15 protein-coding genes and 1 pseudogene are annotated in these 9,857 nt (G+C 72.1%); 3 read left to right on the top strand and 13 right to left on the bottom strand.

The annotated features are described in order from the left end of the window. Window positions 1–109: 109 nt before the first annotated feature. The gene (locus AN218_RS37845) at window positions 110–1,171 is read left to right on the top strand and encodes a TniQ family protein (protein WP_070015335.1); all 1,062 of its coding nucleotides are present in this window, start codon (window positions 110–112) and stop codon (window positions 1,169–1,171) included. 307 nt (window positions 1,172–1,478) lie between these two features. Here AN218_RS37845 and AN218_RS04640 read toward each other — a convergent pair whose 3' ends face one another. From AN218_RS04640 to AN218_RS04595, 8 genes are all read right to left on the bottom strand, one after another. Continuing rightward, window positions 1,479–2,816, bottom strand: coding sequence for a hypothetical protein (locus AN218_RS04640; RefSeq protein ID WP_070015334.1), 1,338 nt, complete (start codon window positions 2,814–2,816; stop codon window positions 1,479–1,481). A 299-nt stretch (window positions 2,817–3,115) separates the two neighbouring features. Continuing rightward, the gene (locus tag AN218_RS04630; RefSeq protein WP_070015332.1) at window positions 3,116–3,412 is read right to left on the bottom strand and encodes a hypothetical protein; all 297 of its coding nucleotides are present in this window, start codon (window positions 3,410–3,412) and stop codon (window positions 3,116–3,118) included. Further along, window positions 3,409–3,657: a hypothetical protein gene (locus tag AN218_RS04625; RefSeq protein WP_070015331.1), complete on the bottom strand. Its 249-nt coding sequence runs from the start codon at window positions 3,655–3,657 to the stop codon at window positions 3,409–3,411. The genes AN218_RS04630 and AN218_RS04625 overlap by 4 nt, the downstream gene beginning before the upstream one ends. Window positions 3,658–3,911: 254 nt before the next feature. Then, window positions 3,912–4,115: a hypothetical protein gene (locus AN218_RS04620; RefSeq protein WP_070015330.1), complete on the bottom strand. Its 204-nt coding sequence runs from the start codon at window positions 4,113–4,115 to the stop codon at window positions 3,912–3,914. 96 nt (window positions 4,116–4,211) lie between these two features. Then, entirely contained in the window at window positions 4,212–4,658 is a 447-nt protein-coding gene (locus AN218_RS04615; protein WP_070015329.1) for a hypothetical protein, read from the bottom strand. Next, window positions 4,655–5,629 carry a hypothetical protein gene (locus tag AN218_RS36400; RefSeq protein ID WP_070015328.1) on the bottom strand — a complete coding sequence of 325 codons (975 nt, stop codon included), beginning with the start codon at window positions 5,627–5,629 and terminating at the stop codon, window positions 4,655–4,657. Before AN218_RS36400 ends, AN218_RS04615 begins: the two co-directional genes overlap by 4 nt. A gap of 242 nt (window positions 5,630–5,871) precedes the next feature. Further along, window positions 5,872–6,081: a hypothetical protein gene (locus AN218_RS04600; RefSeq protein ID WP_070015326.1), complete on the bottom strand. Its 210-nt coding sequence runs from the start codon at window positions 6,079–6,081 to the stop codon at window positions 5,872–5,874. 57 nt (window positions 6,082–6,138) lie between these two features. Beyond that, window positions 6,139–6,846 (bottom strand): hypothetical protein, encoded by a 708-nt coding sequence (locus AN218_RS04595; protein WP_141747463.1) that lies wholly within the window; start codon window positions 6,844–6,846, stop codon window positions 6,139–6,141. Window positions 6,847–6,943: 97 nt separating this feature from the next. Here AN218_RS04595 and AN218_RS04590 point away from each other — a divergent pair, with 97 nt between their 5' ends. Then, window positions 6,944–7,306, top strand: coding sequence for a hypothetical protein (locus AN218_RS04590; protein WP_070015324.1), 363 nt, complete (start codon window positions 6,944–6,946; stop codon window positions 7,304–7,306). 91 nt (window positions 7,307–7,397) lie between these two features. On the opposite strand, the gene AN218_RS04585 is transcribed toward AN218_RS04590, so the two are convergent. Then, on the bottom strand, window positions 7,398–7,763 hold the full coding sequence (locus AN218_RS04585; RefSeq protein ID WP_070015323.1) for a hypothetical protein: 366 nt from the start codon (window positions 7,761–7,763) through the stop codon (window positions 7,398–7,400). A 71-nt stretch (window positions 7,764–7,834) separates the two neighbouring features. Here AN218_RS04585 and AN218_RS04580 point away from each other — a divergent pair, with 71 nt between their 5' ends. Beyond that, on the top strand, window positions 7,835–8,230 hold the full coding sequence (locus AN218_RS04580; RefSeq protein WP_070015322.1) for a hypothetical protein: 396 nt from the start codon (window positions 7,835–7,837) through the stop codon (window positions 8,228–8,230). Between the two features lie 178 nt (window positions 8,231–8,408). Here AN218_RS04580 and AN218_RS04575 read toward each other — a convergent pair whose 3' ends face one another. The 4 genes and pseudogenes from AN218_RS04575 to AN218_RS36395 form a co-directional block, all read right to left on the bottom strand. Further along, window positions 8,409–8,780, bottom strand: coding sequence for a hypothetical protein (locus tag AN218_RS04575; RefSeq protein ID WP_070015321.1), 372 nt, complete (start codon window positions 8,778–8,780; stop codon window positions 8,409–8,411). A 91-nt stretch (window positions 8,781–8,871) separates the two neighbouring features. Beyond that, window positions 8,872–9,066 (bottom strand): hypothetical protein, encoded by a 195-nt coding sequence (locus AN218_RS04570; protein ID WP_070015320.1) that lies wholly within the window; start codon window positions 9,064–9,066, stop codon window positions 8,872–8,874. A gap of 58 nt (window positions 9,067–9,124) precedes the next feature. Then, window positions 9,125–9,472 (bottom strand): hypothetical protein, encoded by a 348-nt coding sequence (locus tag AN218_RS04565; protein ID WP_070015319.1) that lies wholly within the window; start codon window positions 9,470–9,472, stop codon window positions 9,125–9,127. Window positions 9,473–9,581: 109 nt separating this feature from the next. Next, window positions 9,582–9,857 (bottom strand): annotated as a pseudogene (locus AN218_RS36395) (GNAT family N-acetyltransferase); the annotation flags it as partial.

Genomic DNA, 9,857 nt, shown 5'->3' with positions numbered 1-9,857 from the left:
CCTGGTGGACCCGAAGACGTCCCAGACTCGCGCGAGCTGATCCGTCATGACTTCCGTCCCGGATGCGGCCGGTGGGTGTGGGACGACCAGGCCGAGGATGTGAGACGTCGTGACCGACCGGAACAACCGCGCGTACACCAGGGCCGTGCGCGACTATCGGCTCGCCCACCCCGGCACCTCCCTCCGGCAGGCCCGCGAGGCCGTCGCCGCCAGCTCCAGCCGCGGCGGCCTCCCCGCGCGTCTGCCGGCGGCGCCGCAGCCGCAGCCCGGCGAGGCCCTGACCGGCTACGTGAAGCGCGCCGCGGGCGCCCTCGGCGTCGGCCGGCACCGCGCCATGGAACTCCTCGGCCTCCAGCCCGGCACCTCCGCCGCCCGCCGCCTGGCCGAACTCGAGCGCGAACTCGAACGCGGCGAGACCCTGCCCGACGAGACGGTACGGGCGCTGTGCGCAGCCACCGGCATGACCCCCGCCCAAGCACACACCCTCACCGAGACCACCACCCCGCCCCCGAGCCTGCCGGAGCCCGCCACCCTGGACCTGGAGACCGTACGGCGGCACCAGAACCAGAAGAACTTCCGGCCCGGAGGCCGGGGTAAGACCACCACCTCCCTCAGCGCGATCCTGGCCGCGGGCCGCGCGCTCCACCCCCGGACCCAGCTGATCGACATCGACCCCCAGCCCAGCGACGCCGACTGGCAGAACGGCCCCGACTGGCCGGTACGGGCTGCGCCCGGGCACGGCCCGGGCCCGGAGAACAGCGAAGCAGCCGGCGCGTCCGCGGACGGGACCGGCGGACCAGCCGGCCGGTCCGCCGGCCTCTTTCCGGGGCCCTACGGCGGCGCGCCCTCCCTCCTGAGCTCCCGTCCCGGCGGCGAGGGCAGAACCAGCACCTCCCCCGAGTACGCGGCCTGGCTCGCCCGCACCCTCGCCCGCTCCGACCGCAGGGCGCTGCCCGTCGACACCGACCCCCAGCACACCCGCACCGAGGCCGAGCTGGAACCGGACCTGGTCGACTTCGACCGCCTCGACTTCCCCGGACCGGCCCCCTCCCCCTGGACCCTGATCGACCCGCCCCCCGGCGAACCCCTGCCCGTCTCCCCTGAACTCTTCGACGAGATCGCGACCAAACTGCAGGACGGCAACCCGCCCATCGGGCCCGACCAGGCGTAGCCGCACCACAGGCCCACCGCCCCGGCCGGCGTTCGGCGGGGGCGGGCTCGGCCGCCGGAACGCCCGGGGACACGACAGCCCGCCGCCCGTACGGGCCGCGGCTGAGCGGGAAGTGGCCGCGCGCTCGCGGCAGTCGGCGCATGCGGAAGTGCCATCTTCACGAGGACCACCACGATCGCGAGCAGTACGGGGACGGAGGCCGCGCCGAGGAGACAGCACGGCGGCCGTGGTGGCCGCACACACGAGGGCTCCGCCGGGGGAAATCGGCGGGCCCTCGCGGTCCCACACCGCTCGGGGTCGAGGTGGTTCAGGCGCGTTCGGCTTCCGTGTGCCGGCGGACGCAGGCGCGGCAGGCAGCGTCGAACTCGAGCGGGTGCTTCGTGGGCAGGATCGCGATCCACGGGGCCGGGTCGCCGACGTGCGTGGCGACCTCGCAGGGGTCATCGGGCCGGGCCGAACCGTCGTGCAGGCCCCGGGCGGAGGCGTACACGGCCTGCCCGATACCGCGGCGCGCCACGTAGAACCCTGCCAGGGCGATCGCCTCGGCGAGGTCGTCGTTACGGGCGAGGACGGCTTCGTCGTCGCGGCTCTCGTCCTCTCCGATCCGCGTACGGACGCGGATCGCCGAGGTCGACGTCGTGTTCGTGTGGAACTCGGCGCCCGGCAGCGCGATCTGCACAGCTCGGGCGATGCGCCCCTCGTCGTCGCGCTTGTGAACCCCGTCGGCGAGGATCACGACCGTCGAGGCAATAACGACCTCGACGGCGCCCCGCTCGTCGGAGACGACCATGGCCCCGTCCTTGACGCCCCACGGGTCGCGGTCGAGCAGACGGCGCATGACCGGCGAGAGGCCCTCGACGCGCTCCCCGCCCGGCCCCTCGTTCCACGTACGGGCGCGGGCGTGAATCGTGTCGCCCTTCCGGGGCATCACGCCGAGCAGGGAAACAGAGTTCATGTCGATCTCGTACGGGGTGCCGTCCTCGTCCTCCGCGAACGCGGTCCCCGCCTGCGCGATGGTCGGCGTACCGGCGAGGCGGATACGGGCCCGGGTACCGAGGACGGTGACCGCCTCGACGGTGACGCCCGAGCGCAGCGTGAAGACCTCGGACGCCTGAAGCTCGGCGCGCGGGCCCTGCGGCTCGTCCTCGTCCTCGACGGCGGGGGTGGCCGGCTGTTCGAGGCTCAGCTCGTCGACGAAGAGCCGGAAGCGGCGGTTGCAGCCCATGTCGCCGGGGACGGCGTCCAGCTCGACGCCGACGTAGGCGCGGGCGTGGTTGGGGTGGTCGGGGTTGTTCACGCGGCCGACGTCGACGCCGTTGGTCGCGCCGTGCCGGCCCTCGGGCGAGACGATGCGCGTTCCCTTCGGCAGGTCGGCGACCGTCAAGGCGGCCGGCGAGACGCGGCGGACGCTGCGCCCGGCCCATCCGCGGCGCATCAGGCGCGCGGTGTCGCCGAGCTGGTTGGTCTCGCAGGCGACGGTGACGGTCTTCTCGGTCTTGCCGCTCACGACGCCCGCTCGCTCGTAGGGCGCGCCGTCGGCGCCGAAGCCGTTGTGCGCCGTCAGGAAGGTGATCCGGTCGCCGAGGCTGACCTCGTCGAAGTCGACCGGGGTGGCCTGCCGCGGCGTGTCCTTCAGGGTTTCCATCGCGTCTCGTTCCCCTCGTCGTGCGTTGTCGATACGCACAACATACGCAAGCTCTCTTTCGTATGTCAAGCTAGCTTGCGTGGTTCGCGATCAGTCGGCCGCCCCGCAGAACTCCTCACGGAATCGCGCGAGCGTGTACCCGGTCCGGGGAAGCTCGGCCCCCGTGGTGTCGATCACGTACCAGCGCCGCGGGCCGCGCCCCCGAGTTACCTCGGTGGCGTCGTTGTACGGCTCGAGCCGGTATCGGCCGTCGCCGGTGATGTACCTGCCATCGCCAAGCCGCCTCAGCCGGCGCGGCATCAGGCGTCACCGCCCGTGCAGTCCTCGCACTCGCCGCAGGCGTCGACGTCGTCCGGGTCCACGGCCCCGCACCCCTCGCCGGCCTCCTCCTCGGCGCACAGCTCACACCCGTCCTTCGGCTGCGGGTCCTCGTCGCTACCGTTGCGGCCGTCGTGGCTCTGGCACACCTCGAGCGCCTTCGCGGCGTCCTCCTCCTCGGCCCGGTACTCGGCGGCGCGCTCGTCGGCCTCGGCCTGCGACCACATGCCGGCCTCGAGGCACCCCTCGTCGTTGAAGACCCCGTACTCGGCCGTCACCGCCTGTCGCTCCCTTCGGCGGTCAGCTGCTCCCACCCATCGCAGTCCCACGCATCGTCATCGAATGCGGTCGCCGTAGCGATCTCTCCAGGCCGGTACAGGAAGCCGACCGCGCGCCGCTCACCCCGGAAGGGCTCGGGCGCCACGGCGAGGCACTGAAACAGCCAACGGCGCCGCCGGTAGGTCCGGCCGGCCTCGAAGAAGTCGGCCCTACCGTCCGCGAGCTCGTCCGTCTTCGTCTGCATCGTTTCCCCTCAGGTGTGTGTGCGCTGCCGCGTCGTCATCAGGCCGCAACGCCGGAAAGAACGTCGTCCACGAATGAAGACGTCACCGAGGACGCCGAAGGCCTGCTCCGCGAGGGATCGCGGATAGGTACCGAGCACCTCGAAGTGCCCGCAGCCCATCAACCGATCACGATCTTGATCTCCATCGCCCTGCCTCCGTCTCGCTGTGTGCCGGTGACCCCCGGGGCCCGGCCCGTCGCCGGGCCCGTGTCGGATCAGATCAGGGATTCCGCGTGCCGCTTCGCGGTCGTGAGCGTCTCGTGCTGGACGGCGATCTCCTTGCCGCCGACGGTCACGTGCCACCACTCGCCGCCCCGGAAGCCAGCGTCGTACACGCGGTCCTTCGCGGCCGTCGCCAGGATCTCCTCGCCGTCCCGCAGCTCGTACTGGCCCTTCGCGATCCGCGTCCACTTCGCCATCTCGGTCTCTCCTTCGTCGCCGTCCCCTGCTGGCACCCCAGACATTACGCAAGCTTTCTTGCGTATGTCAAGTTAGCTTGCCTATGGCTGGCGTGATCACGCCCAGCGCCGCGCCTTCCGCCGACGCGGCGTCTTCCCGAACCCGAGAGAGACCCAGAACGTTGCGGCCGGGAAGTGCCGCACGAGGTAGTGCCACCCGCAACCGCGGCAGATCACCGAGCCATGCAGCTCGGAAAGGTAGTGGCCGGCCTCGCAGCACGGAGTGAAGACGTGCGCGCCGGCGCCCCTGCTGCGCCCGAGGCGACCCTCGGCGACAGCCCGGGCGCGCGAAGCGGCCACGGCCTCCGCGTCGGCGCCGAGCGACACCGCGCGGAAGTCGGCGTACGTCGCCGGCCGAAGCTCGTCCTCGCCGTACCACGTATCGCGCCCGCCCCACTCGAGCCGGTAGGTCGTCGGCCCCCCGGACTTGCTCGAGCGGCCGGCGATCACGTCGACGCCGCCAGCAGGTCCCACCACGAACGCGCCGAAGCCGTACCCCGTCATCGCGCACCCCCGGCCACCTTGATCTCGCCGGCAGCGAACGCAGCCCGTACGGCCGTGATGGTGCGGTGCGTGCCCTCGAGTTCGGTGTCCGACGGGACGTGCCGGATGGTGAAGAACGCCGGCCGCGAGGGCGCCACACCGCGCCGGCGGCGGCCGAAGGTGGGGACGATGTCCCACACCCCGTCGGTGGACTTGTAGCCGGCGCCGTACCCGTTGGGCACCAGGACGACCTTCGTCGGCGCCTGCTCGGCGTCCCGCTTCATCCGGTGGCCGACGAGCTCGCGAGCGTCGACGAGCAGCGTGCGCGTGGTCTGCTCCTCTTCGCCCTTCGTGTCCTCGATGATCCAGTACGACGGTCGCGACGCAGACCCCCCGATGGTCGTCGGCGAGTACGCCGGCCGCACGGTCCACCGGCCGTCGCGCGAGACGTAGCCGTAGCCATCGGCGGCGCGGCGCAGGATCACCTTCGACGAGCTCGCGGGCGCCTTCTCCGCCTGCTCGTCCTTCGGCTCGCCCGCGGCGACCGGCGCGGTCGTCCGCTCGTCCTGGTCGTGCTCGTCGAGGTCGCGCGACTGCGGGATCGACTCGCCGGCCCGCTCGAAGTGGCGCGCCATGTCCGCGCCCATGTGCTCGGCGGCCCACCCGAGGCGCCGCAGGGTCTTGATCTTCCGGCTGCCGTACAGACCCCGCCGCTCGGCGAACGTGAACTTCGCCCGCGCGCCCTTCCGGTGCGACTTATAGAAGAAGGCGATCAAGGACTCCGCGCGGATATCGACGCCGAGCATCGTCTCGGCGTGCGCGGCCGGGCAGCGCATCTCGATCGTGACCGTGACCGACGTGTGCCCGGGCAGCAGCTCGTCGCCCTGCACGTCGGTCTTCTTGACGGCCACCTTCAGGCCGGCCTTCTCAGCGAGGACGATCAGCTCGTCGGCGTTCTTGAGGCCGGTCGTTTCGGTCTGTGTCGTCGTCATACCCCAGACACTACGCAAGGTTTCTTGCGTTTGTCAAGCTATCTTGCGTATGCGATCAGGCGATCAGACCGCCGTCTCCCACGTCAGGTACGCCGGCCACCGCTCGGGCCGGGGCGTGCCGGCGGGCGCACGCCGAGGCCGGCAGGCGTCATGGCGCTCCCCGTCGCACCCGCACACCCGCAGCGCCATCTCGCCATGCGTCTCGTGACGCTCGCCGCAGTGCCGGCAGAAGTAGGCGCAGCTCACAGCGCCTCCGCAGCGGGCTCGTCTCCGGCGGCCTTCGGTACGGCCAGACCGAGCGCGGCGAGCTCGGCGGCGACGCAGTTCGTGCAGAACCGCGAGGACAGGCCGAGCGCGGCGAGCGAGATCCCGTACTGCGCGATCACGACCTGACCGCGCCCGCAGCTCTCGCACTCCCGCTCGGACTCGGCGGCTTCGGTCTTCGCTTCCATCGGTTCCCCTCCATGGGCGGGGGCCGGCCGGACGCCGGCGCCCCTCGTTCCTGTCGGTCAGCCGCGGGCGGCTCGGCGCTTCGCGCGGTTCTCGCGCTGGATGATGCAGGTGGTGCAGGTGATCGCGAGCGGCGTGACCGTGTACCGGGTCCGCATGTGGTCCTGTGCGCCGGTCCGGCACAGGGGCATCGTGGGCATGTCCTCGTCGTTGCCCCACTGCGCCGTGTGCACCTCGCCACCCAGGACCGAGATGCAGTTCTCCAGCTCGCCCTCGTCGGGGATCGGCGTCGCGGCGAGCTGCCGCTTCCAGTCGGCCGCGAGCGCGTCCTTCCACGCCTTCGCGACGGTCCGGCCGCCCTCGGCGTGCAGTCGCGCGGCCTCGGCGACGATGTTGTACCGGCGCAGCGTCCCGCCGCACCGGGCGTTCGCCTGGTCGGCGCGCGCCTTCGGCTCGGTCGTGCCCTTCGGCCCGGCCGGGGCCGGCCACGTCTCGGCGATCGCGTCGGCCGCCGCCTCGAGCTCGCCGAAGAAACCGACCTGGCCCTTCATCGGTGACCATGCGGCGAAGCGGCCCCGGGGCAGCGAGGTTCCGTCGGGGAACTGCTCGTCGAAGATCGTGCCGCCGCACTCAGGGCCGATCAGGACCACGTACGTCGGCATCCCGTTGCCGGGGGCGCGGGTGATCCGGGCATACCGGCCCTGCTCGTCGGTCGCGGGGATCGGGGCCTCGTCGTCGTACATCGCGTATTCCGTGGGTGTCGCCATAACCACACGTTACGCAAGTTTGCTTTCGCATGTCAAGCATACTTGCTCGATGAAGCCAGGTTGACACGCACAAGCTCACTTGCGCACACTAGAGTCCATGACTACGACACGACTCACCAGGCAGACGGTCCAGGACCTCAAGGAGCTCGAAACCGTCCATGAGCAGAAGAAGAAGCTCGAGGAGCAGGAAGAGGCCCTGAAGTGGCGCATCCTCGACCGGCGCGAGGCCGGGTCCCAGACCGCGGTCGCGAAGGTATTCGACGTCTCGCGCTCGGCGGTCGGACAGTGGATCGCGGCGCGCGAGGCAGCGAGCACCGTGGCGCACCGGTCGCTCGAGTCCAGCCGGCTGTTCTGCGTGCCCTGCGCGCCGCCCAAAGGCGACACGCTCGAACCGCTCACGGCCGACGACCTCCCCGAGGGCGGCGTCTGCAGCGAGTGCGGCACTGACGTTCTGGCCTGACCCCGGCCTCGTCACCACGACACGACGCGATTGAAGGGCGCAGCAACGGACACGACCGAGGAGCACACAGCGCAGCGGCAGCCCGATGACGTCACCAGGGGCGCGTGAACCGTCCGGGCAGCGCAGTGAGGGCCGCCCGGGAAAGGGCCCGCGACGGCCCGTCCCGCCCTCCCCCGCGAGCGAGCAGCAGCCGCCGGAGGGCGTACGGGACGGCCCAGACCCCGCTCGGCGAGGCGCAGCCGCCGGTGAAGGGCTGGCGCTCGGTCAGGTGAGCGGCCAGCAGCCGGTCGCGCAGCCACTCGTCGTACGGGCCGACCAGCCGACAACCACGCACCCGCCGGTCGAAGAACTGCCTGTCGGCGCCGGGCAGCGGCGCGCGGCCACCTCCACGCCGGAAGGCATCCGCCGTCGAGACGACGGCGTGCGGCGGGGTCGAGTGCCGGCGGCACGCGCCCATCCGAGCGGTCTCGCTTCCGGGGCGTGGGTCGCGCCGCGGCCATGCGGCACCGAGGCGGTACTTGTGAGGCCGTGCACACGGAAACGGACTACAGCCTGACGCTCTCGGCGCAACTCTGCGAGACCTTCGGCCGCGCGCGGAACTGGCCGGCGAGCGCCACGGTGGTCGCGCCCTACCTGCGGATCATCCACTCCTCCCTGACGGCGGACGACGCCGAGGCCCTCTTCGAAGGCGCTCGCCGCGCATACCGCAGAGAGAAGACCCTCGACGTGCCAGGCCGCAGCCACCGGCCCCGCTTCCCCGAACTCCTCGCCCTCGACGAGAGCTGGCAGGAAGGCGAGCACTCACTGCAGCGCCAGTCCGCCCTGCAAGCACTGGTGGCCGCGTACCGCCTGGCAGAAGGCGACTTCGAGCAATACCTCGACTGCGCCGTCCGGGCCTGCCAAGAAATCACCGAAGCCGCCTAGCCCGAGCGGCACGACGTGCGGCGAGGCGCAGCGAACTCGAGGAACCACAGCCCGCACGCACAACGGCCAGGCGCAGCTGCCCGTACGGGCGGGAACGAGCACAGCAGGGGCCGGGCAACACTCAGCATGCGGACCAGCGCCGAGCCGGCATAACGACCAGACGTGGATCTTTGCCCGGTTACGGGGTAGATGTGCGTTTCTCTGCGAGGTCCAATCCGAGCGCGAGCGCGAGCATGACCGGGCCCCCGACGAGAAGTGCCATCTTCACGAGGACCGCCGCGAACGCGAGCAGCGCTGCGGCGAACAGAGCGGGCGCGACGAACAGAGCGGGGGCCACGCCGACGAGCTTCACCGTCCCCATGCTGGCGCCCCACGCGAGCGCGCCGCCGAGGGCCACGAGGATGGACCAGAACAGCACGGCGGCCGTTTCGGTCCACCCGCGTCGGGCGAGCGGTTCCAACAGCCGTGCCAGGGGCCGGAGTAGGGCGCCGAGCGTGCGCCCGGCGCGGTAGGCGAAGCGGTGTTCTGCAGCTGCTGGCAGCGCGCTCATCTCGTCGTCTCCCCTCAGCTCGAGCTTCCACGGTACGCCGCGGCCGGCCCGCCGGGCGCCGGGTTCTCCGCGCCCCCCGGGGGCTGGCACGTCAGCCCCACACGAGGTCAGCCAGAGCGGGGAGATGGCTGAAGAGGTACATGCAGCCGGCTGCGGCCAGGACGCCGGCGAGAGCCCAGACGCAGACGGTCACCGTGACGTCCCGTTTGGCTCGGTGCTCCGCGCGGATCTCCCGGAGGGTGTGCCCCGTGCCGGGTCCGGCGCGGTCTCCGCCGTGGTTGGTCATCCTCACTCCCTCGGGGTGTTCGGCTTTCGACACGTGGCCGCCCGTACGGGCCGCGCCCTCACGGCAGTTGGGGACCGCCGGCATCCTCACCCGGGGTGCCCAGGGCCTCCAGCCGCCGCACCAGCGTGGCCGCGGTGGCCAGGGACTCCTCCAGCCCCGCCACGGCGGCCGGGTCGCCGAGGTCGTCGCCGGCGTGCCGGGCTGCGAGTTCCAGGAGCTGCTCGGCGGCCTCGCGTGCCTGCACGACCTCGGCGGCGGGGCCGCCGTAGGTACGCCGCTCGGCGCGGCAGGCGACCTGCCCGGCCTTCTCCTCGACGTCGACGAGCAGTTCGGCCCGCCACGCCAGTTGCTGCAGGCGCACCCGCGGGTCCGGATCGGTGCAGCCGGTCACGGCCTCGACGCTCATGCCGCCACCGTAGCGCCGGATTCCGCGGCCGCCGGACGGCCTTCACAGCCTGTCCCGAGCAGGGCGCGCGGGCGTGAAGTGGAGCGGTGCGCAGGGCAGTCGGGCCGTGTCAGGACACCTCGGCCAGCACGCCGTGCAGGACGCCGGCGTCATAGGTCACCGTGTCGGTGAGCGGGCGGACCAGGTGCCGCATGGACGGCTCCGCCGGGTAGCGCAGCGTCCCGACGGGCAGCCGGAGATCGAGCGGGGTGCCGGCAGGGAGGACGCTGAAGCCGGCCGCCTCGTAGTAGGGCTCCAAGTGCGGCTTGTGGGCGTGGATTCCGCCGAGCATCGCCTGAGCGCCCTGGCGGGAGAAGACGCTCGCCACCTCCTCGATGAGCCGGTG

It is taken from the genome of Streptomyces nanshensis (assembly GCF_001751255.1).
Taxonomy (GTDB): domain Bacteria; phylum Actinomycetota; class Actinomycetes; order Streptomycetales; family Streptomycetaceae; genus Streptomyces; species Streptomyces nanshensis_A.
This window is presented reverse-complemented; position numbering and strand designations above follow the sequence as displayed.

Excerpts from the sequence above, each read along its gene's own strand:
- AN218_RS04640 (WP_070015334.1), bottom strand. The coding sequence starts at position 2,816 with ATGGAAACCCTGAAGGACACGCCGCGGCAGGCCACCCCGGTCGACTTC.
- AN218_RS04625 (WP_070015331.1), bottom strand. The coding sequence starts at position 3,657 with ATGCAGACGAAGACGGACGAGCTCGCGGACGGTAGGGCCGACTTCTTC.
- AN218_RS04620 (WP_070015330.1), bottom strand. The coding sequence starts at position 4,115 with ATGGCGAAGTGGACGCGGATCGCGAAGGGCCAGTACGAGCTGCGGGAC.
- AN218_RS04615 (WP_070015329.1), bottom strand. The coding sequence starts at position 4,658 with ATGACGGGGTACGGCTTCGGCGCGTTCGTGGTGGGACCTGCTGGCGGC.
- AN218_RS36400 (WP_070015328.1), bottom strand. The coding sequence starts at position 5,629 with ATGACGACGACACAGACCGAAACGACCGGCCTCAAGAACGCCGACGAG.
- AN218_RS04600 (WP_070015326.1), bottom strand. The coding sequence starts at position 6,081 with ATGGAAGCGAAGACCGAAGCCGCCGAGTCCGAGCGGGAGTGCGAGAGC.
- AN218_RS04595 (WP_141747463.1), bottom strand. The coding sequence starts at position 6,846 with ATGGCGACACCCACGGAATACGCGATGTACGACGACGAGGCCCCGATC.
- AN218_RS04590 (WP_070015324.1), top strand. The coding sequence starts at position 6,944 with ATGACTACGACACGACTCACCAGGCAGACGGTCCAGGACCTCAAGGAG.
- AN218_RS04585 (WP_070015323.1), bottom strand. The coding sequence starts at position 7,763 with ATGGGCGCGTGCCGCCGGCACTCGACCCCGCCGCACGCCGTCGTCTCG.
- AN218_RS04575 (WP_070015321.1), bottom strand. The coding sequence starts at position 8,780 with ATGAGCGCGCTGCCAGCAGCTGCAGAACACCGCTTCGCCTACCGCGCC.
- AN218_RS04570 (WP_070015320.1), bottom strand. The coding sequence starts at position 9,066 with ATGACCAACCACGGCGGAGACCGCGCCGGACCCGGCACGGGGCACACC.
- AN218_RS04565 (WP_070015319.1), bottom strand. The coding sequence starts at position 9,472 with ATGAGCGTCGAGGCCGTGACCGGCTGCACCGATCCGGACCCGCGGGTG.